At 66.1% G+C, this 22,196-nt stretch carries 32 protein-coding genes and 1 pseudogene; 31 read left to right on the top strand and 2 right to left on the bottom strand.

Annotation, left to right across the window (positions count from 1 at the left end; all coding sequences use genetic code 11):
• Positions 1 to 187: 187 nt before the first annotated feature.
• On the bottom strand, positions 188 to 1,303 hold the full coding sequence (locus PSV00_RS09260; RefSeq protein WP_300446355.1) for a murein L,D-transpeptidase: 1,116 nt from the start codon (positions 1,301 to 1,303) through the stop codon (positions 188 to 190).
• Positions 1,304 to 1,384: 81 nt separating this feature from the next.
• Complete coding sequence (locus tag PSV00_RS09255; protein ID WP_300446353.1) at positions 1,385 to 1,552, bottom strand: hypothetical protein; 168 nt, start codon at positions 1,550 to 1,552, stop codon at positions 1,385 to 1,387.
• A 149-nt stretch (positions 1,553 to 1,701) separates the two neighbouring features.
• Here PSV00_RS09255 and PSV00_RS09250 point away from each other — a divergent pair, with 149 nt between their 5' ends.
• From PSV00_RS09250 to PSV00_RS09100, 31 genes and pseudogenes are all read left to right on the top strand, one after another.
• Positions 1,702 to 2,844, top strand: coding sequence for a GNAT family N-acetyltransferase (locus tag PSV00_RS09250; protein ID WP_300446351.1), 1,143 nt, complete (start codon positions 1,702 to 1,704; stop codon positions 2,842 to 2,844).
• Between the two features lie 9 nt (positions 2,845 to 2,853).
• A complete protein-coding gene (locus PSV00_RS09245; protein WP_300446349.1) occupies positions 2,854 to 3,759 on the top strand; it encodes a transcriptional regulator in 906 nt (301 codons plus the stop codon).
• Between the two features lie 98 nt (positions 3,760 to 3,857).
• The gene (locus tag PSV00_RS09240) at positions 3,858 to 4,766 is read left to right on the top strand and encodes a DUF2807 domain-containing protein (protein WP_300446347.1); all 909 of its coding nucleotides are present in this window, start codon (positions 3,858 to 3,860) and stop codon (positions 4,764 to 4,766) included.
• Positions 4,767 to 5,230: 464 nt separating this feature from the next.
• Positions 5,231 to 5,536, top strand: coding sequence for a 30S ribosomal protein S10 (gene rpsJ / locus PSV00_RS09235; RefSeq protein WP_105563630.1), 306 nt, complete (start codon positions 5,231 to 5,233; stop codon positions 5,534 to 5,536).
• A gap of 22 nt (positions 5,537 to 5,558) precedes the next feature.
• On the top strand, positions 5,559 to 6,317 hold the full coding sequence (rplC, locus tag PSV00_RS09230) for a 50S ribosomal protein L3 (protein ID WP_300446345.1): 759 nt from the start codon (positions 5,559 to 5,561) through the stop codon (positions 6,315 to 6,317).
• A complete protein-coding gene (rplD, locus tag PSV00_RS09225) occupies positions 6,317 to 6,994 on the top strand; it encodes a 50S ribosomal protein L4 (protein ID WP_300446343.1) in 678 nt (225 codons plus the stop codon). Before rplC ends, rplD begins: the two co-directional genes overlap by 1 nt.
• Complete coding sequence (locus tag PSV00_RS09220) at positions 6,994 to 7,299, top strand: 50S ribosomal protein L23 (protein WP_300446341.1); 306 nt, start codon at positions 6,994 to 6,996, stop codon at positions 7,297 to 7,299. The genes rplD and PSV00_RS09220 overlap by 1 nt, the downstream gene beginning before the upstream one ends.
• A gap of 4 nt (positions 7,300 to 7,303) precedes the next feature.
• Complete coding sequence (rplB, locus tag PSV00_RS09215; protein ID WP_300446340.1) at positions 7,304 to 8,137, top strand: 50S ribosomal protein L2; 834 nt, start codon at positions 7,304 to 7,306, stop codon at positions 8,135 to 8,137.
• 2 nt (positions 8,138 to 8,139) lie between these two features.
• Positions 8,140 to 8,418, top strand: coding sequence for a 30S ribosomal protein S19 (rpsS, locus tag PSV00_RS09210; protein WP_300446338.1), 279 nt, complete (start codon positions 8,140 to 8,142; stop codon positions 8,416 to 8,418).
• A 3-nt stretch (positions 8,419 to 8,421) separates the two neighbouring features.
• A complete protein-coding gene (gene rplV / locus PSV00_RS09205) occupies positions 8,422 to 8,802 on the top strand; it encodes a 50S ribosomal protein L22 (protein WP_300446336.1) in 381 nt (126 codons plus the stop codon).
• The gene (gene rpsC / locus PSV00_RS09200; protein WP_300446335.1) at positions 8,802 to 9,551 is read left to right on the top strand and encodes a 30S ribosomal protein S3; all 750 of its coding nucleotides are present in this window, start codon (positions 8,802 to 8,804) and stop codon (positions 9,549 to 9,551) included. The genes rplV and rpsC overlap by 1 nt, the downstream gene beginning before the upstream one ends.
• 3 nt (positions 9,552 to 9,554) lie before the next feature.
• On the top strand, positions 9,555 to 9,998 hold the full coding sequence (gene rplP / locus PSV00_RS09195) for a 50S ribosomal protein L16 (RefSeq protein ID WP_300446333.1): 444 nt from the start codon (positions 9,555 to 9,557) through the stop codon (positions 9,996 to 9,998).
• Entirely contained in the window at positions 9,995 to 10,192 is a 198-nt protein-coding gene (gene rpmC, locus PSV00_RS09190; protein ID WP_300446332.1) for a 50S ribosomal protein L29, read from the top strand. The genes rplP and rpmC overlap by 4 nt, the downstream gene beginning before the upstream one ends.
• A gap of 10 nt (positions 10,193 to 10,202) precedes the next feature.
• Complete coding sequence (gene rpsQ, locus PSV00_RS09185; protein ID WP_300446330.1) at positions 10,203 to 10,454, top strand: 30S ribosomal protein S17; 252 nt, start codon at positions 10,203 to 10,205, stop codon at positions 10,452 to 10,454.
• 19 nt (positions 10,455 to 10,473) lie between these two features.
• Entirely contained in the window at positions 10,474 to 10,842 is a 369-nt protein-coding gene (gene rplN / locus PSV00_RS09180; RefSeq protein ID WP_021698481.1) for a 50S ribosomal protein L14, read from the top strand.
• Between the two features lie 2 nt (positions 10,843 to 10,844).
• Entirely contained in the window at positions 10,845 to 11,153 is a 309-nt protein-coding gene (gene rplX / locus PSV00_RS09175; protein WP_300446327.1) for a 50S ribosomal protein L24, read from the top strand.
• Positions 11,153 to 11,710 (top strand): 50S ribosomal protein L5, encoded by a 558-nt coding sequence (gene rplE / locus PSV00_RS09170; RefSeq protein ID WP_300446325.1) that lies wholly within the window; start codon positions 11,153 to 11,155, stop codon positions 11,708 to 11,710. The genes rplX and rplE overlap by 1 nt, the downstream gene beginning before the upstream one ends.
• A 19-nt stretch (positions 11,711 to 11,729) precedes the next feature.
• Entirely contained in the window at positions 11,730 to 12,035 is a 306-nt protein-coding gene (gene rpsN / locus PSV00_RS09165) for a 30S ribosomal protein S14 (RefSeq protein ID WP_300446323.1), read from the top strand.
• A gap of 15 nt (positions 12,036 to 12,050) precedes the next feature.
• On the top strand, positions 12,051 to 12,449 hold the full coding sequence (gene rpsH / locus PSV00_RS09160) for a 30S ribosomal protein S8 (protein ID WP_300446321.1): 399 nt from the start codon (positions 12,051 to 12,053) through the stop codon (positions 12,447 to 12,449).
• Between the two features lies 1 nt (position 12,450).
• Positions 12,451 to 12,984 (top strand): 50S ribosomal protein L6, encoded by a 534-nt coding sequence (gene rplF / locus PSV00_RS09155; protein WP_300446319.1) that lies wholly within the window; start codon positions 12,451 to 12,453, stop codon positions 12,982 to 12,984.
• A gap of 3 nt (positions 12,985 to 12,987) precedes the next feature.
• Positions 12,988 to 13,350, top strand: coding sequence for a 50S ribosomal protein L18 (gene rplR / locus PSV00_RS09150; protein ID WP_300446317.1), 363 nt, complete (start codon positions 12,988 to 12,990; stop codon positions 13,348 to 13,350).
• 12 nt (positions 13,351 to 13,362) lie between these two features.
• Entirely contained in the window at positions 13,363 to 13,962 is a 600-nt protein-coding gene (gene rpsE, locus PSV00_RS09145; protein ID WP_300446314.1) for a 30S ribosomal protein S5, read from the top strand.
• Between the two features lie 17 nt (positions 13,963 to 13,979).
• The gene (gene rpmD, locus PSV00_RS09140) at positions 13,980 to 14,159 is read left to right on the top strand and encodes a 50S ribosomal protein L30 (RefSeq protein ID WP_300446357.1); all 180 of its coding nucleotides are present in this window, start codon (positions 13,980 to 13,982) and stop codon (positions 14,157 to 14,159) included.
• A 141-nt stretch (positions 14,160 to 14,300) separates the two neighbouring features.
• A pseudogene (rplO, locus tag PSV00_RS09135) lies at positions 14,301 to 14,747 on the top strand (50S ribosomal protein L15); the annotation flags it as partial.
• 249 nt (positions 14,748 to 14,996) lie between these two features.
• A complete protein-coding gene (gene secY / locus PSV00_RS09130; protein WP_300446312.1) occupies positions 14,997 to 16,391 on the top strand; it encodes a preprotein translocase subunit SecY in 1,395 nt (464 codons plus the stop codon).
• A 22-nt stretch (positions 16,392 to 16,413) separates the two neighbouring features.
• Positions 16,414 to 16,986, top strand: a complete 573-nt coding sequence (locus PSV00_RS09125) for an adenylate kinase (RefSeq protein ID WP_300446310.1) — start codon at positions 16,414 to 16,416, stop codon at positions 16,984 to 16,986.
• Positions 16,987 to 17,044: 58 nt separating this feature from the next.
• Entirely contained in the window at positions 17,045 to 17,770 is a 726-nt protein-coding gene (locus PSV00_RS09120; RefSeq protein WP_300446308.1) for a TonB family protein, read from the top strand.
• Positions 17,771 to 17,841: 71 nt separating this feature from the next.
• Positions 17,842 to 20,307, top strand: coding sequence for a zinc-dependent metalloprotease (locus tag PSV00_RS09115; protein ID WP_300446305.1), 2,466 nt, complete (start codon positions 17,842 to 17,844; stop codon positions 20,305 to 20,307).
• 142 nt (positions 20,308 to 20,449) lie between these two features.
• Positions 20,450 to 20,818 (top strand): 30S ribosomal protein S13, encoded by a 369-nt coding sequence (gene rpsM, locus PSV00_RS09110; protein WP_300446304.1) that lies wholly within the window; start codon positions 20,450 to 20,452, stop codon positions 20,816 to 20,818.
• Positions 20,819 to 20,833: 15 nt separating this feature from the next.
• Complete coding sequence (rpsK, locus tag PSV00_RS09105; protein ID WP_013268944.1) at positions 20,834 to 21,223, top strand: 30S ribosomal protein S11; 390 nt, start codon at positions 20,834 to 20,836, stop codon at positions 21,221 to 21,223.
• An 86-nt stretch (positions 21,224 to 21,309) separates the two neighbouring features.
• Positions 21,310 to 22,196, top strand: an 887-nt coding sequence (locus PSV00_RS09100; protein WP_300446301.1) for a DNA-directed RNA polymerase subunit alpha, incomplete at its 3' end; no start/stop codon positions are given.

Below are 22,196 nucleotides of genomic sequence, written 5' to 3'. Positions count from 1 at the left end.
GTAGAGCCTCCTGATCGGGCGCTAACGCTCGCGACGCGGTCGCTCGCTGCATGAGGCCCCGTTTGGCCTCAAGTCACGAGCCGCAGCGAGGCGAGCATAGGCCCCAAAAACAGAACGGCCCCCGGAGCGATCCGGGGGCCGTTTTGCTGTTCTGGCTGTCGGTGCCAGTGGATCGCGGCCGCTTCGGTCAGGTGAACCTCACCGCGACCCCCGCCTTGACGGCCCCCGCCAGCTGCTCGACGTCCCAGTTGGTCAGGCGTACGCAGCCGCTGGAGGCGGCCTTGCCGATCGTCTCGGGGTTCGGGCTGCCGTGGATGCCATAGGTGTCGCGCGACAGGTCGATCCACACCGATCCCACGGGATTGTTCGGTCCCGCCGGGACGACCACCTTGCCACCGCCCTTGCCGTAGCTGACCCGCGAGGGGTCGTAGGTGTAGTTGGGCTCCGGCGCGATCGCCCGCACCGTATGGGTGCCGGAGGGGGAAGGCATCTCGCCGCTGCCGATCGTGGCCGGGTAGAAGGCCAGCAGGGTACCGTCGGCGGCAAAGGCGCGCACCGACTGTTCCGCCTTGCTGACGACGATACGGGACACCTCGCCCTGCAGGGGCTCCGGACCCGTCTGGGCAACCACCAGGGCCTGGCCGGCGCGCGTGAAGTCGGCCCCCGGATTCAGGGCGTCCAGCAGGGCCTCGGTCATGTGGAATTTCTCGGCCAGGGCCTCGCGGGCATCGGCGTAGCCGACCGTCTCCAGCCGCGCCATGGCCTCGAGATCCGGGGGCACGGTGCCGATGAAGGGGCCGGCGGCGTCCGCGGCGGTGACCGTATAGTCGATCAATACCCGGCCGCCGTCGCCGGACGTCAGGTGCTGGAAAACCGCCGGGTCCAGTACACCGTCGACCGTCAGCCCGTTGGCCGCTTCGAAGGCGGCGATGGCCTGACGCGTGTTCTGGCCGCCGAGGCCATCGATGATGCCGGGCGAAAACCGGGTGCGGTCCAGCAGGACCTGGACCCTGACCAGGGTCGGGTCTGGCCGGGCGTCTTCGGGCAGGGCGGGACCGGCCGCGCCCGACCGGTTCACGGTTCCGGCGGTTCCGGCCGACCCGTCAGCGGTCGCTCCACTTTCGGCCGTGGCACCCACGGGGGGCGGGCTGAAGGTTGCCGTCTCGATCGACTGGCGCAGCTGCGACGCTGCGGCGGTGCCCGGGTCGGCGGGGGCGACGGTGTCAGGTTCCCCGCGGTCGCCGCAGGCGGCGAGCAGGGGCAGGGCGGCGAGCAGGGCGAAGAGGGGAGGGCGAACGGTCATGGGCAGGCTCCGGCGGTCAGGACCCTTCCAACACAGGAGGGACCGACCCGTTCCCCGACCGCGCGGCTTTCGCCCGACCTGTCAGGGGTTCGGCTTGCCGGTGGCCGGGTCAGTGGCGGTCTCGCCGGAGTTGCTGCTGCCTTCCGAGCCGCGCGGTTCGGTGGCCGGTCGCGGCGCTTCACCGTCGTGGGCGGGCGGGCGTTGGTCTTCGGTCTCGCTCTGGCGCGGCGGGCGGGCGGGGTCGGTCATGGGCAGTCTCCTGTGTCCTCCCAGAACGCACAGGGGCGGTCCCGGCTCCCGCAAGACTTCGTTCACCACGCCGCTAAACCGTCCTGCAACAGCGGGCGACTAGGGTGGGACGCGAAGGGGGCGTCTCCCGCCCCCCGCCAGGATGAATGATGCCCGGATTGAAGCTCGAGATCGTCAAGCCCGACTCCCTGTCGATGGGAGACCTGGACCTGTGGCGGGCGATGATCGCCGCCAATCCGGAGCTGACCAGTCCCTATTTCCAGCCGGAGTTCACCCGCATCGCCGCCGGGGTCTGTCCCGGGGCGGCGGTGGCGGTACTGCATCGCGGCGGCGAGACCGTCGGCTTCTTCCCGCACCAGCGCCGGGGCGGGGCGATCCAGCCGCTGGCGGCCCCGATGAACGACTATCACGGGGTGATCGCCCGGCCCGACGCCATGCCGGACCTGGAGACCGTCGCCGGTCTGCTGGGCGGCGCACGGCTCAGCGTCAACGCCTGGGTGGGACCGACGCGCACGGGTCTGGCGCGGGATACGATGATGACGGTCCTGCCGGACGGGGGCTTCGACCCCTGGTATGCCGAGCGTCGGGCCAGCTTCGGTAAATATTTCAAGGACAAGGAACGCGCCCGGCGCAGTATGGAGACCGAACTGGGTCCCATCCGCGTCGAGCGGGGCCTGCGCGATCCGGCCCTGCTGGATCATCTGATCGCCCTGAAGCGCGACCAATACCGCCGGACCGCGCGGCACGACATCTTCGCCTGCGGCTGGACCGTCGACCTGTTGCAGGCGCTGATGCGCAGCGGCAGCGAGGCCCTTGGCGGCAGTATGGCGGCGCTCTGGGCGGGCGAGCGTCTGTGCGCGATCGAATATTCGCTGACGGGGGGGGACCAGTGCCATTTCTGGTTCCCGGCCTATGAGCCGGGCCTGGCGCGCTGTTCACCCGGGATCCTGCTGACTCTGGACACGATGCAGCAGGGGGCGACGGTCGGCCTGCGCACCTTCGACTTCGGCTTCGGTGGCGAGGGCTACAAGAAATATTTCTGCAATGCGCGGCGCACCGTGCATGAGGCCGTGGTGCTGAAGCCGGGACTGGGGGCCAGTTTCAGCCAGGCCGCGGTGGCCGTGCTGAACGCCGGGGGCGGGGATCGCGGCGAGCAGTTGCGTACCAGCGTCCGTCGGCGCTGGAATGCGATCGAGGCCTGCGAGACCCGGCCGGTCGACCGGCTGCGGGGGGCGGTCTCGGCCGCCCGTGCGGCGGCCGGCAAGGCCGGCAGGGCCATGGCCGACAACTGAGGACGTTCGATGACGTGTGCCACCCGCTATCCCGGACCGGTCGCCGAGGCCGGAATTCACGACCATGGCCTGGCGAGCGGGGGGTTCGGCGACGACGCGGCCCTGGCCGCGGTGCTGGATCGCTATCCGGCCGACCTGATCGACATCAACCTGTATGATTTTGACGACGCGGGGCAGGCGACGCTGCGCACCGGCGCGCGCGGCACTCTGACGGGGACCGAGCTGCTGGCGGCGATCCAGGCGGGGCGTCTGTGGGTCAATCTGCGCGGCGTCGAGACTGGCTGGCCTGAACTGTGGGCGGCGGCGATGGCCGATTTCCGACGGATCCAGGCGGCCTATCCGGGGATGCGGGCGGTCAGCCAGAAGGGCCAGCTCATCCTGTCGTCGCCCAAGGCCCGGGTGCCCTATCATTTCGATGCCGCGGGTGTGGTGCTGTTCCATCTGCGCGGTCGCAAACGGGTCTTTGTCTATCCGGGCGACGAGCGCCATCTGCCCGAACTGTGCATGGAGCAGGTGGTCGCGCGCCAGACGACCGAGGAACTGCCGTATCAGCCGGCCTTCGAGGCGGACGCCCGGGTGCTGGACCTGGAACCGGGGCAGGCCCTGACCTGGCCGGTCTATGCCCCGCACCGGGTCGAGAACCTCGACCGGTTCTGTGTGTCCCTGTCGATGGATTTCCAGACCTGGCCGTCGCGCTTCCGGACCGGGGCCCTCTATACCAATGCCGTCCTCCGCAGCCGCGGTGGCGCGCCACAGAGCACCGAGACCATGGGCCTGCCGGAACTGGCGGCCCGGTGGGCGGCGTCCGTGGCCCTGCGCCGGGCCGGTGTTCTGAAGAGCCGGCTGGCTGATTTCGAACGGGATTTCGAGCCGCTCGCCGGCGCGCCTGACGGGGCCCGTCCCCTGCACGCCTGAGGCCTGCGGGTTACAACCGAGTCATGACCTCGATTTAAAATGACTTCGCGAACGGGGTCGCGCACCCTTTGTCCAGAGACAGAGAGGGAGCACTCGTCATGAAATTCGCCACCGTAACCGCCGCCGCCGTTGCCGCCGCTGCACTGGCCGGGCCGGCCCTGGCCGGGCCCCCCGAGGTCGAGGTCCGCAACGCCGTCGCCCGGGTCGTGGTCATCGTCGAGGATCGCACCGACGTCGGTGTCGAGATCGAGCAGGGCAGTTCGACCCTGCCGGCGCTTGAGCTGCGCCGCCGTGGCGACCAGATCCGCATCGACGGCGGCCTGGGCCGCGGTCGCGTGGCCGGGCTGCGCATCGGCGGTGACCGGATCGGCAGCTGCCGTTCGGGACCGACCGACGCCCGCCAACCGGGCGAGGGCGCCTCGGTCGAGGTCAGCCGTCTGGGCCGGATCAATGTCGCCGACGCCCCGCTGATCGTCATTCGTACGCCGCGCACCGTCGACCTCAGCGTCGGTGGCGCTGTCCATGGTGCCGTCGGCCGTGGCGCGACGACCGTCGACCTCGGCAATGCCGGCTGCGGTGACTGGACCGTCGCCAATACCGAAAATCTCAGCATCTCGATGGCAGGCTCGGGCAGTGTCCGCGCCGGCACCTCGTCGCGCCTCGATATCTCGGTCGCCGGGTCGGGCGAGGTCCGCGCCGGAGCGACGCGCAACCTCGATGTCAGCGTCGCCGGATCGGGTGACGTCTGGGTGGCCGAGGCCAACGGCCCGGTTGACGTCAGTATCGCCGGCTCGGGCGACGTCACCGTCGCCGGCGGTCAGGTCGGTGCCGTGGACGTGAGCATCGCCGGCTCCGGCGATGTCGATATCCGTGCCACCGTGGCCTCGGTCGATGCCAGCATCATGGGCTCGGGTGACGTGCACGTCGCCGGCGTGACCGGTGCCGTCGAACGCTCGATCATGGGATCGGGCAGCGTCACCGTCGGTGAGCGCACCTACGAACGCTGAGTCGCCCCCAGGGAGCCGAGGCTTCCGTTGACAGGCGTTGGCCGGGCTCCGATGGTTCACACCGTCGGGGCCCGGTCATGTCCGGATCGGTCGCTCGCCGCCGGACGGGCAGGGGACAGTCCTCCGATCACGTCCGATGACCGGACTCCATGGACGCAACCGGCCGCTGGAGCGGAAAGCCCGCCCCGACACAGTTTCGCCGCTTGACGCAGACGGAATCGAACGGCATAAGCCCCCCTCTTGCTGGACCGGCTGTGCATCGCGAGATGCAGACGCGGCCCGCGGGAACGACCTGAGACCCTGTTCTTTGCAGCGATCCAGGACTTCAACGGCCTTCGCGGTTCGCTGCGTGGGCCGATCGTTTTTGCGGACGTGCGTACTCTGAAGGCGAAAGCCTGAAGACCTTCGGTCTTTGAAATGGTTCACAGGGACGCAGGTTCGCCTGCTTGGGAATAACGACCGATATGGATCAAAGCATCCGCATCAGGCTCAAGGCCTTCGATCACCGCGTCCTCGATTTTTCGACGCGCGAAATCGTCAATACCGCCAAGCGCACCGGCGCGACCGTTCGCGGTCCGATTCCGCTGCCGACCCTGATCGAAAAATTCACCGTGAACCGCTCGCCGCACGTCGACAAGAAGTCGCGCGAGCAGTTTGAAATCCGCACGCACAAGCGTGTTCTCGATATTATCGACCCCACCCCGCAGACTGTGGACGCGCTGATGAAGCTCGACCTGTCCGCCGGCGTGGACGTCGAAATCAAGATTTAAGAAAGAAGAGGCGGGATCCGACATGCGTACGGGCGTGATCGCCAAGAAACTGGGAATGACGCGCATCTTCGCTGAAGATGGCGCTCATGTTCCGGTCACCATCCTGCAGCTTGACGGCTGCCAGGTGGTGGGTCAGCGCACCAAGGAGCGGGACGGCTACGTCGCCCTGCAACTCGGTGCCGGTACCAAAAAGGCAAAGAATACCAACAAGGCTCAACGGACGACCTTCGCGAATGCGGAAGTCGAGCCCAAGCGCTACGTCACTGAATTCCGGGTTACGGAAGATGCGATGATCGATGTCGGCGCCGAGCTGATTGCCGACCATTTCGTCCCTGGCCAGAAGGTTGACGTCCAGGGCCTGACCATCGGCAAGGGCTTCGCCGGTGCCATGAAGCGCTGGAATTTCGGCGGTCTGCGGGCGTCGCACGGTGTATCGGTCTCGCACCGTTCGCACGGTTCGACCGGTCAGCGTCAGGATCCGGGCAAGACCTTCAAGGGCAAGAAGATGGCTGGCCACTATGGTCAGGAAACCGTCACCCAGCAGAACCTCACCGTGTTCCGTGTCGACATCGATCGCGGCCTCATCATGATCAAGGGCGCTGTCCCGGGTCACGACGGCACCTGGCTCAAGGTCAGCGACGCGATCAAGAAGACCGCTCCTGCGGAGACCCCGTTCCCGGGTTCGTTCCGCAAGGCCGGTCAGGTCGCCGCCGCTGCGCCTGCCGAGACTCCGGCAGCCGAGGCTCCGGCCGCTGAAACCGCTGAGGGTGGTGAAGCCTGATGAAAGTCTCTGTCATCAAACTCGACGGCAAGGCCGCCGGTGACGTCGAACTGTCGGAAGCCGTTTTCGGCATCACCGACATCCGCGGCGACATCCTGGCCCGTTACGTCAACTGGCAACTGGCCAAGCGCCGTGCCGGTACCCACAAGGTCCAGACCCGGAACGAGAACTCGCGTACCGGCAAGAAGATGTACAAGCAGAAGGGAACCGGCGGCGCTCGTCACGGTTCGCGTCGCGCCCCGCAGTTCGTCGGTGGTTCGCGCGCCTTCGGCCCGATCGTTCGCGATCACGGCTTCTCCCTGCCCAAGAAGGTTCGTGCCCTCGCCCTGCGCCACGCCCTGAGCTCCAAGCTCAAGGCCGGTGAACTGGTTCTGGTCGACAACGTCTCGATCAAGGATGCCAAGACCTCCAAGCTGCGCGAAACCTTCGCCAAGCTGGGCTGGAACCGCACCCTGATCATCGCCGGTCCGGACGTCGACACCAACTTCGGTCTCGCCGCTCGCAACATCCCGAACGTCAATGTGCTGCCGAACGCCGGTCTGAATGTCTATGACATCCTGCGGGCCGACAAGCTGGTGCTGACCAAGGCGGCGCTGGAAGCCATCGAAGCCACCTATGCCGACTACAAGCCCTCGCGTAGCGAGCTGGCTCGGCAAGCTGAGAAGGAAGCCGCATAATGGCCGGCGCTCAACCTACCGCCAAACACTACGACACGATCCTGGCCCCGATCATCACCGAGAAGGCCACGATCCTGTCCGAGCAGAACAAGGTCGTCTTCCGGGTTGCCGGAACCTCGACCAAGGATGAGATCGCCGCTGCGGTCGAAAGCCTGTTCAAGGTCAACGTCCTGAAGGTCAACACCCTGATTCAAAAGGGCAAGACCAAGCGTTTCCGCGGCATTATGGGCCGTCGGGTGGACATCAAGAAAGCGATCGTGACGCTGGCCGAAGGCCAGTCCATCGACGTCACCACGGGGCTCTGAACCGATGGCTCTTAAACATTACAATCCGACATCGCCGGGCCGTCGCGCCCTGGTGCTGATCGATCGCTCCGAGCTGCACAAAGGCCGCCCGGAGAAGTCGCTGACCGAAGGCCTGACCAAGTCGGGCGGTCGTGGTGCCGGTGGCCGTATCGCCGTCCGTTTCCGCGGCGGTGGGGCCAAGCGCCTGTACCGCAAGATCGACTTCAAGCGCCGGAAGTTCGCTGTCGCGACCGTCGAGCGTCTGGAATACGATCCGAACCGGACCGCCTTCATCGCCCTCGTCTCGTATGAGGACGGCGAAAAGGCCTATATCATCGCGCCGCAACGCCTGAAGGCGGGCGACACGGTCGTGGCCGGCGAGAAGACCGACGTGAAGCCGGGCAACGCCATGCCGCTGCGCTCGATCCCGGTGGGTACGATCATCCACTGCGTCGAGATGAAGCCGGGCAAGGGCGCTCAACTGGCCCGTTCGGCCGGTGCCTATGCCCAGCTGGTCGGCCGTGACGCCGGCTACGCCCAGATCCGCCTCGGCTCGGGTGAGCTGCGGATGGTCCTGGACGGCTGCATGGCCACGGTTGGTGCCGTTTCGAACGCCGACCACATGAACCAGAACCTCGGCAAGGCCGGTCGCGTTCGCCACATGGGCTTCCGTCCGCACGTTCGCGGCGTTGCCATGAACCCGATCGACCACCCGCATGGTGGTGGTGAAGGCCGGACCTCTGGTGGTCGTACCCCGGTTACGCCGTGGGGCAAGGACACCAAGGGCACTCGTACCCGCAAGAACAAGGCTACGGATAAATACATCATCCGTACCCGCCACGTGAAGAAGGCTCGCTAAGAATGGCCCGCTCCTCCTGGAAAGGCCCGTTTGTCGACGGGTATCTGCTGAAAAAGGCCGAGACCGCTCAGGGTTCGGGTCGCAAGGATGTGATCAAGACCTGGTCGCGTCGCTCGACCATCCTGCCGCAGTTCGTCGGTCTGACCTTCGGCGTCCACAACGGTCACAAGCATGTGCCGGTGTCGGTCTCCGAAGAAATGGTCGGGATGAAGTTCGGCGAGTTCTCGCCCACGCGCAGCTTCCCTGGCCACGCGGCCGACAAGAAGGCCAAAAGGAAGTAACCGATGGCCAAGACCAACAATCCCCGTCGCGTCGCCGCGACCGAAGCCCGCGCCAAGCTGGTCAATGTTCGCATCAGCCCTCAGAAGCTGAACCTGGTTGCCGCCTCGATCCGCGGCCTGCCGGTGCAGCGTGCCCTGAACGAGCTGGAGTTCAGCCGCAAGCGTATCGCGACTGACGTCCGCAAGGTGCTGTATTCGGCCGTCTCGAACGCCGAGAACAACCACAACCTCGACATCGACAACCTCGTCGTCGCCGAGGCCTTCGTGGGCAAGAACCTGGTGATGAAGCGTTTCGCGAGCCGTGCTCGTGGTCGTTCGTCGCGCATCCTGAAACCGTTCAGCGAGATCACTATCGTGGTCCGTGAAGCCGGCGAGGCCGCCTGATGGGTCAGAAAATCAATCCGATCGGGCTCCGGCTCGGCATCAACCGCACCTGGGACAGCCGCTGGTTTGCCCGCGGTCCGGAATATGCGCGTCTGCTGCATCAGGACCTGAAGCTGCGCACGTGGCTCAAGGAACGCCTGAACGCCGCCGGCGTGTCGCGCATCATCATCGAGCGTCCGCACAAGAAATGCCGCGTGACGATCTACGCCGCCCGTCCGGGTGTCGTGATCGGCAAGAAGGGCGCTGACATCGAGAAGCTGCGCAAGGACATCGCGGCCCGTACCGAAGGCGAGGTTCACCTGAACATCGTCGAGGTCCGCAAGCCCGAGACCGACGCCCAGCTGATCGCCGAGAACATCGCGCAGCAACTCGAGCGCCGTATCGCCTTCCGTCGTGCCATGAAGCGCGCGATGCAGTCGGCCATGCGTCTGGGTGCCAAGGGTGTCCGGATCAACGTTTCGGGTCGCCTCGGCGGCGCGGAAATCGCTCGTATGGAATGGTACCGCGAAGGTCGCGTGCCGCTGCATACCCTGCGCGCTGACATCGACCACGGCTTCATTGAAGCCAAGACGACCTACGGCATCATCGGTGTGAAGGTGTGGGTCTTCAAGGGCGAGGTCCTCGAGCACGATCCGATGGCCCAGGATAAGCGCTGGGCTCTGGAAGCCGCCGGTCCTTCGTCGAACGAAGGCCGTGGTGGCGATCGCGGCGGTCGCAATGATCGCGGCCAACGCAGAGGGCGTGAATAGGTCATGCTGCAACCGAAAAAAACCAAATACCGCAAGGCCTTCAAGGGCCGCATCCACGGCACCGCCAAGGGTGGCTTCTCGCTGAACTTCGGTTCGTATGGCCTGAAGACGCTTGAGCCGGAACGGATCACTGCGCGTCAGATCGAGGCGGCCCGCCGCGCGATCACCCGCCAGATGAAGCGTCAGGGCCGTGTCTGGATCCGCGTCTTCCCGGACGTGCCGGTTTCCGGCAAGCCCGCTGAAGTCCGCATGGGTAAAGGCAAGGGTGCCGTCGATCACTGGGCGGCGCGCTGCCACCCGGGCCGGATCCTGTTTGAAATCGACGGCGTTGCCGACGACGTCGCTCGTGAAGCGCTGCGTCTTGGTGCCGCCAAGCTGCCGGTCCGTACCAAGGTGGTTACCCGCCTCGACGCCGGCGTCTCGCATGTGGAGCACGTTGCTGCATGACCAAGATCGCCGACCTCCGGTCCCAGACCCCCGATCAGCTGGGTGACCAGCTGCTGTCCCTGAAAAAGGAACAGTTCAACCTGCGTTTCCAGGCCGCCACCGGCCAGATGGAAAAGACCCACCGTGTGGGTGAAGTGCGCAAAGACATCGCCCGCATCTCGACGCTTCTGCGTGAGAAGCGGACGGCTTCGTAAGGAAACACCGATGCCGAAACGTATACTCGAAGGCGTGGTCGTCTCCGACAAGGGCGACAAGACTGTCGTCGTCGTCGTCCAGCGCACCCTGCTGCACCCGGTCATGAAGAAGATCGTGCGCCTGTCCAAGAAATATCACGCCCACGATGAAGGCAACGCCTTCAAGGAAGGCGACATCGCTCGCATCCGTGAGTGTGCCCCCAAGTCCAAGCTGAAGCGCTGGGAGGTCCTGTCCAAGGACGCTCCGGCCTCGGCTTCGTAATCAGGAAGGATCGGATCAAATGATCCAGATGCAAACTAACCTGGAGGTAGCCGATAATTCGGGTGCTCGCCGGGTCATGTGCATCAAGGTGTTGGGCGGCTCCAAGCGCCGCTACGCCTCGGTGGGTGACACGATCGTCGCCTCCGTGAAGGAAGCCATTCCTCGCGGCCGCGTGAAAAAGGGCGACGTTGTTCGCGCCATCGTCGTTCGCACCGCGAAAGACATTCAACGCAAGGACGGCTCTGTCATCCGTTTCGACAAGTCGGCCGCTGTCATCGTCAACAAGCAGAACGAGCCGGTCGGTACGCGGATCTTCGGCCCGGTTCCCCGTGAACTGCGCGCCAAGAACCACATGAAGATCATCTCCCTGGCACCGGAGGTCCTGTAGTCATGGCCGCCAAGATCAAATCGGGCGACACCGTCGTCGTCCTCGCCGGCAAGGACAAGGGCCGGACCGGCAAGGTCACCAAGGTTCTGCCGACCGACAACCGCGTCCTGGTCCAGGGCGTGAATATGGTCCAGCGCCATACCCGTCCCACCCAGGCCGACCCCCAGGGCGGTATCAAGAACAAGGAAGCGTCGCTTCACCTGTCCAACGTCGCGATCGCCGACGCCAACGGCAAGGCAACCCGCGTCGGGTTCCGCGTCGAGGGCGACAAGAAGGTGCGCTTCGCCAAGACGACGGGAGACGTCATCTGATGGCCGATACCAAATACACACCTCGTCTCAAGGACGACTACCAGGCCCGCATCCGCGCGGTGTTGACCGAGAAGTTCGGCTACACCAACCCGATGCAGATGCCCAAGCTCGACAAGATCGTGCTGAACATGGGTATCGGTGAAGCGGTCGCCGACTCCAAGAAGGCCAATGCGGCCCTCAAGGATCTGGCCGCCATCGCCGGTCAGAAGCCGGTTGCCACCAAGGCCCGTAACTCCATCGCCGGCTTCAAGCTGCGCGAAGGCATGGTCATCGGCGGCAAGGTCACCCTCCGCGGCGACCAGATGTACGAATTCCTTGACCGCCTGATCACGATCGCGCTGCCGCGCGTGAAGGATTTCCGCGGCCTCAAGGGCACAAGCTTCGATGGTCGCGGCAACTATGCCATGGGCCTCAAGGAACACATCGTGTTCCCCGAGATCAACTACGACCAGATCGATCAGATGTGGGGCATGGACATCATCGTCTGCACCACGGCCAAGACCGACGCGGAGGCCAAAGCCCTCCTCGCCGAGTTCAAGTTCCCGTTCGTGAACTGAGCGGGAAGGGAAACAGACAATGGCTAAGAAGAGCGCCGTAAACCGCAACAACATGGTGAAAGCCCTGGTTGCGAAGTACGCCGACAAGCGGGCTGCCCTCAAGGCGATCGCTACCGACGAATCCCTGCCGCTGGAGGAACGCTTTGAAGCGCGCCTCAAGCTGGCGGAGCTGCCGCGGAACTCCGCGCCGAACCGTATTCGCAATCGCTGCGAAGTGACGGGTCGTCCGCGGGCTTTCTACCGGAAGCTTCAGATGAGCCGGATCGCGCTTCGCGATCTCGGTAACAAGGGGCAAATCCCCGGCCTGACCAAGTCGAGCTGGTAAGGGGAGCGAACAGATATGATGATCAACGATCCCCTGAGCGACATGATCGCTCGCATCCGGAACGCCGCCATGCGGAAGCGTTCGAAGGTGCTGACCCCGGCTTCCCGTCTGCGCCAGCGCGTCCTCGACGTGCTGCAGGACGAAGGCTATATCCGCGGCTATTCCCTGGTTCAGAACCCCGGTGAGTTCCCGCAGTTCGAGATCGAGCTCAAGTATTTCGACGGCCAGCCGGTCATCGCCGAGATCGCTCGCGTGTCCAAGCCGGGCCGCCGCGTCTACTCTGCGATCTCCGACCTGAAGCCGATCAAGAACGGCCTGGGCATCTCGATCCTTTCGACTTCGAAGGGCGTCATGTCCGACGCCGACGCCCGCGACAACAACGTCGGCGGCGAAGTCCTCTGCAGGGTCTACTAAGATGTCCCGTATCGGAAAACGCATCGTCGCCGTGCCAAAAGGCGTCACCGTCACCCTCGACGGCCAGACTGTCGTCGTCAAAGGTCCCAAGGGCGAACGCTCCTGGACCGTGGCCGACGAGATCGAAATCACCCAGGGTGATGACGGTCTGACCCTGGCCCCGAAAGCCGACACCCAGCGCGCCCGGGCCATGTGGGGTCTTTCCCGCACCCTGGTCGACAACATGGTCGTCGGTGTCACCGAAGGCTTCGAGAAGTCTCTGGACCTGGTCGGCGTGGGTTATCGCGCCGCCCTCAAGGGCCCGAACCTCTCGCTCCAGCTCGGGTTCTCCCATGAAGTCGACATCGTGCCGCCGGCCGGTGTCACCTTCACGGTGCCCAAGCAGACCGAAATCAAGATCTCCGGTGCTGACAAGCAGGCCGTGGGTCAGATCGCCGCCGTGATCCGCAAGTTGCGTCCGCCGGAGCCCTACAAGGGCAAGGGTGTCCGCTACACGGGCGAAAAGGTCCGGCGCAAGGAAGGCAAGAAGAAGTAAGTCATGGCTCTTTCTCTTCAGCAACAAGCCAAGCGCCGCTCGGAGCGCACCCGCCGCCGCCTCAAGGCCGTCGCCAACGGGCGTCTGCGTCTTTCGGTTCACCGTTCGGACAAGAACATCTCGGCCCAGATCATCGACGACCTCAACGGCGTCACGATCGCTTCGGCCTCTTCGCTGGAAGGCGAAAAGGGCAAGAAGGCCAAGGGTTCGGACGTCGATGCCGCTACGCGGATCGGCAAGCTGGTCGCGGAACGTGCGATCGAGAAGGGCGTCACCGACGTCGTTTTCGACCGTGGCGGCTACATCTATCACGGACGGGTGAAGGCGCTGGCTGAGGCCGCGCGTGAAGCCGGCCTGAACTTCTAAGGAACGGGACGTATGGCTCCTCAACCCCAACGTGGCGGCGGCGGTAACGACCGCAACCGTCGTGACCGTAACGCTCCCGAAGGTCCGGACAGCGACATCGTCGAAAAACTGGTCCACATCAACCGTGTGGCCGCGACTGTTAAGGGTGGACGTCGTTTCTCGTTCGCAGCCCTGATGGTCGTCGGAGACGGCAAGGGCCGGGTCGGCTTCGGCCATGGCAAGGCGCGTGAAGTGCCGGAAGCCATCCGCAAGGCGACTGAAGAAGCCAAGAAGACGATGATCCGTGTTCCGCTTCGCGAAAACCGCACCCTGCACCACGACGGCAATGGCCGTTGGGGCGCCGGCAAGATCATGATGCGCGCGGCCCCTCCCGGGACCGGCGTCATCGCGGGTGGTCCGATGCGTGCCGTGCTCGAAACCCTCGGCGTCCAGGACGTCGTCGGCAAGTCGACCGGTTCCTCGAACCCCTACAACATGATCCGTGCGACGTTCGAAGCCCTCAAGGTTCAGTCCTCGCCCCGTCAGGTCGCGTCCAAGCGCGGCAAGAAGGTTGCGGATCTGATGGGTCGTCGTAACGACGGCGCGTCGTCGCCCGAAGCCATGGAGAGCTGATCATGGCCAAGAAAGACATGCCCACCGTAACGATCCGCCAGACCGGCAGCCCGATCCGCCGCAAGGCCGATCAGCGCGCCACCCTTTCGGGCCTCGGCCTGAACCGGGTCGGTCGTGAGTCGACCCTGGAAGACACGCCCTCGGTTCGCGGGATGATCGCCAAGGTCGCCCACATGCTTGAGATCGTCGAAAAGTAAGCCGTTGCGCCCTCTCCCGGACCGGGGGAGGGCGTTTCGCATCTTGCTAGACTGCACGGGGCCGCCTAGAAGCGGCCCTTCGTTTTTTATCTGCCGAGTCAGACTCCGGTCTGGCGCTAGTACCCGAAAGGATCAGGCCCCATGAAACTCAATGAAATCCGCGACAACGAGGGCGCTCACAAGAAGCGCATGCGTGTCGGCCGTGGCCCGGGTTCGGGCAAGGGCAAGACTGCCGGTCGCGGCGTCAAGGGTCAGAAGTCCCGTTCGGGCGTCGCCATCGGCGGCTTCGAAGGCGGGCAGATGCCGCTGTACATGCGCATGCCCAAGCGCGGCTTCAACAATCCCAACGCCCTGAAGCTGGCCGAAGTGAATCTGTGGCGTCTGCAGGACGCCATCGATGCCAAGAAGCTGGACATCAAGGGCGAGATCAAGGGCGATGCCCTGGTTGCCGCCGGCGTGATCCGTCGCGTCAAGGACGGCGTCCGCATCCTCGGCACCGGCGAGATCAAGTCCAAGCTGAACCTGGTCGTCTGGTCGGCCTCGGCCGGTGCGGTCAAGGCGATCGAAGCCGCCGGTGGCACCGTGGTCCAGGAGCGTATCGCTGCTGAAGCCAAGGCCGCTGCACGCGTCGAGAAGCGCAACCTGGCCAAGGGCAAGGCTCCGGCTCCCAAGGCTCCGCGCGGCGACGCCAACAAGATCTCGGCACGCACGACGCGCACCGCCGCGAAATAAGCTTTACGGGCGGCCCTCGCTATGGGGCCGCCCATCGCCTATCTGGGTGAGGGCCCCGGGACACGATTCCGGTCGGCCTCATTCTGACCAGTCGGGGTAGTGACTATGGCTTCGGCCGCCGAACAACTCGCAGCCAATATGAACATGGGCTCGTTCGCCAAGGCGACCGAGCTGCATAAACGTCTCCTGTTCACGATCGGCGCGTTGCTGGTCTACCGCATCGGTACCTATGTGCCGATCCCGGGGATCAACTCCGAAGCCTTTCTCCAGTTCTTCCAGAACCCGGACGGACAGCGCGGCATCCTGGACATGTTCAACATGTTCTCGGGCGGCGCGGTCGAGCGGATGGCCGTCTTCGCCCTGAACGTCATGCCCTATATCTCGGCGTCGATCATCGTCCAGTTGATGGGCGCTGTGTATCCGCCGTGGGAGAAGCTGAAGAAGGAAGGCGGCGAAAGCGGCCGCAAGCAGCTGAACCAGTACACCCGTTACCTGACGGTCATCCTGGCGCTGATGCAGTCCGCGGGCATTGCCCTTGGATTGAACGCCCAGGCCGGCCTGATCGACACCCCTGGACTGTTCTTCATCGTTTCGACCATCACCACCCTGACCGGCGGCACCATGTTCCTGATGTGGCTTGGTGAGCAGGTCACGGCGCGCGGCGTCGGCAACGGGATTTCGCTGATCATCTTCGCCGGCATTGTCGCCGTCCTGCCGGGCTCGATCGCCCGGATGCTGGGTCTGGCCCAACAGGGCCAGATGTCGCCGTTCGCCCTGCTGTTCATCGCCATCATGGCCGTGGGCGTGGTGGTCTTCATCGTCTTCATGGAGCGGGCCCAGCGCCGGTTGCTGATCCAGTATCCGAAGCGCCAGGAAGGCAACCGCATGGCCGGGGGCGAGCGCAGCTTCCTGCCGCTGAAGGTCAATACCGCGGGCGTGATCCCTCCGATCTTCGCCTCGTCCCTGCTGATGCTGCCGACGACGGTGGCCCAGCTGACGGCCCAGGCCAACCTGCCGTCGTGGATGAGCTGGCTGCCGTTGGTTACGGCCCAGATGCAGCATGGCCAGCCGTTGTTCACCGTCCTGTACGGTGTGCTGATCGTCTTCTTCTGCTTCTTCTACACCTCCATCACCTTCAATCCGGAAGACACGGCGGAGAACCTGCGCAAATACGGTGGCTTCCTGCCGGGTATCCGTCCGGGCAAGCGCACGGCGGAATATCTGGACTATGTGCTGACCCGCCTGACCACGATCGGGGCGGCCTATATCACCGCGGTCTGTCTGATCCCGGAGTTCATCGGGGCCCAGTTCGGCAACGGCATCATCTTCGGCGGCACCTCGATCCTGATCGTCGTGTCGGTGACCATGGACACCGTCGCCCAGATCCAGTCGCAGCTGCTCGCTCACCAGTACGAAGGCCTGATCAAGAAGGCCAAGCTGCGCGGACGGGGTGGCAAGAGCTCTGGCGGTCGGGGTGCTCCGGCACCCGTGCGTCGCTAACAGCCGCCGGGGAGGGCGCGTCTTGAATCTGATCCTGTTCGGACCGCCGGCGGCGGGCAAGGGTACCCAGGCCAAGCGGCTGGTCGCCGACCGCGGTATGGTGCAGCTCTCGACCGGCGACATGCTGCGCGAGGCGATCGCCTCCGGATCGGATCTGGGGCGTGAGTGCCAGGCCATCATGTCGCGTGGCGACCTGGTGTCGGACGCCATCGTTATCGCCCTGATCGAGGCTCGGCTGAAAGAGGCCGAGGACGCCGGCGGGGCGATCTTCGACGGCTTCCCCCGCACCGTGGCCCAGGCCGAGGCCCTGGACGCCATGCTGGCCAAGCTGGGCAAGAAGATCGACCGGGTGGTTCGCCTGAAGGTCAATGATCCGGCCCTGCTGGAACGGGTCGCCAAACGTTTCGCCGAACAGGGCCGTTCGGACGACAATCCCGACAGTTTCAAGGTTCGGCTCGAGGCCTATAATCGCAACACCGCCCCGCTGCTGCCCTACTATGCCGACAAGGGTCTGCTGACCGAGGTCGACGGCATGGGCACGGTTGAGGCCGTTGCCGTGGCCATCGACGGGGCCCTGGACGGTCCCGTCTCCTGATCGCGGGCCCCGGCCGCGCGGTCGCCGCCCGACTGGCGGTCACAGCAGGGCCAGTGACGTGACCGGCGTAACCCACAGACCGCCCATTCTGGATGCCGCCGGCCGTCGCCGGGTGGCGATCGTTGCGGCCGTGGTCATGGCCCATGCCCTGCTGTTCGCCGGCCTGAGTCCGTACCGCAGCGTGCCGTTGCCCGAGCCGGTGCGCGGCATCGACATTGTCCTGGTCCAGCCCGTTCGCCCCCCGCCACCACCTCCGCCACGCCCGACCGCTCCGGCAGCCGGCGGCGGTGCGCCCCGGGCCCCGTCACGCGTGCATACGCCGCCGGTTGCGGTCGCCCGTCCGGTCGAGATCGTGGCTCCGCCGGAACCGGCCCCCGAACCGGCCCTGACGGTCGGCCTCGCCCCGGACATCACCCCGGACCCCGGCACCGGCAGGGGCGAGGCCGGCACCGGCACCGGCACCGGATCGGGGGCCGGGTCCGGGCCGGGCGACGGCGGTACGCCGCCCCGGTTCGTGCGCGGACCGACACGTCAGGAGCTGGTGCGGGCCTATCCCCGGGCCGCCCTGGCCGCGCGCCAGGCCGGACACGTCCTGCTGCGCTGCCGGATCCGCCCCGACACCCGGCTGGACGGCTGCCGGGTGATCGAGGAAACCCCGGCCGGAGCCGGCTTCGGGGCCGCGGCCCTGGGCGCCTCGGTCTATTTCCGTTTTCAACCGCCCACGGTGGACGGGCGACCGCGCGAGGGATTCGAAATGCCGATCGGGATCGAGTTCATCCCCTGACGCCGGCACCCGTCGCGTTGACACGCCCGGTCTGATCCCGCCCTTATCGGTGTTCAGGTCGGGGGAATGACATGGCGACGATGGTGATGAAGACGGCGACGGCAATCGCCCTGGTCCTGGCCCTGTCGGCCCCGCCGCTGGTCGCGGCCGCCGCCGATACCCCGCCGGCCTCCTGGGCCGCCACCATCGCCCCGCTGGAGCGTCAGGCCGGTCTGTTGCCACTGTTCATTGATCGCGCGGGCGGTCGGGTTCTGGTGCAGTTGCCGGCCGCCGGTGCCGACGGTGTCATGACCCGCGTCATCCATCATACCGCCCTGCGCACCGGCGTCGGCTCGGCCGAGACGGGGCTGGACCGGGCCCAGATCGGGGCCACGCGCATCCTGGCGTTCCGCCGCATGGGCAACCGGATCCTGGCCGAGTTCGAAAACCCCGGCTACAGCGCCGGGGCCGGTTCGGTCGAGGAACAGGCGGCCGCGCGCGACGCCTTCCTGGGCTCGACGGTCTGGTCGGGGCCCGTGGTGGCCACCGGCCCGGACGGGGCGGTGCTGGTCGATATCGCCGGCTTCCTGACACGCGACGCCCACGGCATCGTCGAGACCCTGAAGGCGGCGGGGCAGGGGACCCTGCGCCCGGTCGCCGACCTGAGTCTGGTCGATCCGGCGGCCGCCCGCGCCTTTCCCGAGAATGTCGAGCTGGAGGCCCGGCTGACCTTCGCCGTCGAGGGACCGGGACGCGAGGTATCGCGCATCGCGCCGGACGCCCGTCTGGTGACCCTGACCGTGCACCACAGCTTTATCCGCCTGCCGGATGCCGGCTTCACCGCGCGCCCGTTCGATCCGCGTACCGGGGCCATCAGCACCGTCGTCACGGACTTCTCGGCCCCGCTGGACGCCCCGGTCGTCCGTCGGCTGGTCAACCGCTTCCGCCTGGTCAAGACCGACCCGAGGGCAGCGCGATCGACCGTCGTTGCCCCGATCATCTTCTATGTCGACAGGGCCGCGCCGGAACCGCTCCGCTCGGCCCTGGTCGAGGGGGCCGGCTGGTGGGCCGAGGCCTTTGACCGCGCCGGCTTCATCGACGCCTTCCGGGTCGAGGTCCTGCCCGAGGGAATCGACCCGATGGATGCCCGCTACAATGTGATCAACTGGGTCAACCGGGCCACGCGCAGCTGGTCCTATGGCCAGAGCGTGGTTGATCCGCGCACCGGCGAGATCGTCAAGGGCTCGGTCCTGCTGGGTTCGCTGCGGGTGCGCCAGGACATGCTGATCCTGGAGGGACTGGTCGGGGCCGACCGCACCGGCACCGGGGCCCAGGACGACCCGCAGCGTATCGCTCTCGACCGGGTGCGCCAGCTGGCCGCCCACGAGGTCGGCCACGCGATCGGCCTGGTCCATAATTTCGCCGCCAGCACCCAGGACCGCAGTTCGGTGATGGACTATCCGGTGCCGGTCATCGGTATCACCGACGCCGGCCTCGACTTCAGCCAGGCCTATGGTCACGGGCTCGGCGACTGGGACCGGTTCGCCATCGACTGGAGCTATGGTGACGCCGATGCGGCCACCCTGCAGCACAAGGCCGAGGCCGGGGCGGCACGGATGCGGTTTGTCTCGGACGCCGACGCGCGCATCGGCGGCGACGCCCAGCCCTGGGGCAGTCTGTGGGACAATGGTTCGGATCCGGTGGCCGAACTGGATCACATCATGCGGGTGCGCCGCATCGCGCTGGACCGGTTCGGCCTGGCCAATCTGCCGGCCGGGTCGGCGGTCAATGACCTGCGCCGTCGTCTGGTGCCGATCTATCTGTATCACCGCTACCAGGTCGACGCCGCCGCCAAACTGGTCGGGGGTATCGACTATGGCTATCCGGTCGTCGGCGACGGTCGCGAGGCGGCGCAACCGGTGCCGGCCGCGACCCAGAGGGCGGCCCTGGCCGCGCTGGCGGCGACCCTGAATCCCGACGAGCTGGACCTGCCCGAGCCCCTGCTGGCCCTGCTGGCGGCCCAGCAGTCGGGCGACGACGATCCCCAGAATGACATCGAGGTGTTCCGGGGCGGGCAGGGCCGGGCCTTCGATCCCGGCGCGGCCGTCGACACCGCCGCCGACGTCACCCTTCAGGCCCTGTTCGACGCCCGGCGCGTCAACCGGCTGACCGATGCGGCGCGTCGCGATCCGGCAGCGCTCGGCACCGGCGAGGTCGTGGACCGGATCCTTGCCGCCGCCTTTGCCCCGGCGGCAGGGCGACGGTCCGGTCCGGCCCGGCGCGTCCAGGCCCGCACGGTCCTGACCCTGGCCGGCCTGTTGCGCGACGATGGCCTGTCCGGCACCTCGGCCGCCGTGATCGACGACCGCCTGTCCAGCCTGTCAGAACGTCTGAAGGCCTCGCGGGCTGCCGATCCGGTGCAGCGTGCCCATGATCACTGGCTCGGCGGCCTGTTGGCCGACCCGGCGCGGATGGACCCGCTGATCGCCTCGGGACGCTATGAAACCCCGACCCCGCCGGGCAGTCCGATCGGGGCCGAGACCTGCTGGCATTGCTGAATGATCGGGCGGAAAGTCGGACTGGCCATTGACGGAAAGTGAATCGGCTATATAAGGACCGACTTCCGCGAAGGGCGCACACGCTCCTGGTCTGTTGACCGGAGCGTTTCCTGCGTCTGTCCACGCGTACCTGGAGAACTACGTGGCCCGTATTGCTGGCGTCAACATCCCGACCAACAAGCGCGTTGAAATCGCGCTGCAGTATATTCATGGCATCGGCGCGCACGCTGCCAAGGACATCACCGAGAAGGTGGGCATCGAGGCTTCGCGCCGCGTGAACCAGCTGACCGATGCCGAAGTTCTGCAGATCCGCGAGACGATCGACCGCGACCATACGGTCGAGGGCGACCTGCGCCGCGAGACCTCGATGAACATCAAGCGTCTGATGGACCTGGCCTGCTACCGCGGCCTGCGTCACCGCAAGGGCCTGCCGGTCCGCGGCCAGCGTACCCATACCAATGCACGGACCCGCAAGGGCCCGGCCAAGCCGATCGCCGGCAAGAAGAAATAAGAGAGAGCCGAACTGATGGCCAAGGAACCGGGTCGCGTAAAGAAGCGCGAACGCAAGAACATCACGTCGGGCGTCGCCCATGTGAATGCGTCTTTCAACAACACCATGATCACGATCACCGACGCCCAGGGGAACGCCATCTCCTGGTCCTCGGCCGGTCACATGGGTTTCAAGGGCTCGCGCAAATCGACCCCGTACGCCGCGCAGATGGCCGCCGAAGACGCGGGCAAGAAGGCGCAGGAGCACGGCGTCAAGACTCTCGAAGTCAACGTCTCGGGTCCCGGTTCGGGTCGTGAGTCGGCGCTTCGCGCCCTGCAGTCCGTCGGCCTGACCATCACCACCATCCGTGACGTCACGCCGATGCCGCACAACGGCTGCCGTCCGCCCAAGCGTCGTCGCGTCTAAGCTGCCGCCTACCCCTATTCAACGCCGGTTCCGCTGACCCACATTGCTGGGGCGCGGAACCGGCGAAACCCGTTCGAGGGACACCAATGATCGAAAGAAACTGGCAAGAGCTGATCCGTCCCGAGAAGCCGCAGGTCGAAATCGGTTCGGATCCGCAGCGCAAGGCGCGGCTGGTCGCTGAACCGCTCGAGCGTGGCTTCGGTGTGACGCTCGGCAATGCCCTGCGCCGCGTGCTGCTGTCGTCGCTGCAAGGCGCCGCCGTCACCGCCATCCAGATCGACGGCGTCGTCCATGAATTCTCGTCGCTGGAAGGCGTGCGCGAGGACGTGGTCGACATCGTGCTGAACATCAAACAACTCGCGCTGCGCATGCATGCCGAGGGCCCCAAGCGTATGACGCTGAAGGCGACCGGTCCCGGTGCCGTGACCGCGGGTCAGATCGACCTGCCGGCCGACATCGAGGTGCTGAACCCGAACCATGTGATCTGCACCCTCGATGACGGGGCTTCGGTGCGCATGGAACTGACGGTCCAGAACGGCAAGGGCTATGTCGCCGCCGAGCTGAACCGTCCGGAAGACGCCCCGATCGGCCTGATCTCGGTCGACGCCCTGTATTCGCCGGTCAAGCGCGTCGCCTATCGCGTCGAGCCGACCCGCCAGGGTCAGTCGCTCGACTATGACAAGCTGGTGCTGGAAGTCGAAACCAATGGCGCGGTCTCGCCGGTTGACGCGGTGGCCTATGCCTCGCGCATCCTGCAGGACCAGCTGCAGATCTTCATCACCTTCGATGAGCCCAAGAAGGTCATCGAGGTTGCCGACGGCAAGCCCGACCTGCCCTTCAACCCGGCGCTTCTGAAGAAGGTCGACGAACTGGAGCTTTCGGTTCGTTCGGCCAACTGCCTGAAGAACGACAACATCGTCTACATCGGCGACCTGATCCAGAAGACCGAGGGCGAAATGCTTCGCACCCCGAA

Origin of the sequence: Brevundimonas sp. (assembly GCF_029945885.1) — a bacterium.
In the GTDB taxonomy this organism is placed as follows: domain Bacteria; phylum Pseudomonadota; class Alphaproteobacteria; order Caulobacterales; family Caulobacteraceae; genus Brevundimonas.
The sequence above is the reverse complement of the archived record's forward strand: the minus strand, read 5'-3'. Positions and strand labels throughout refer to the sequence as shown.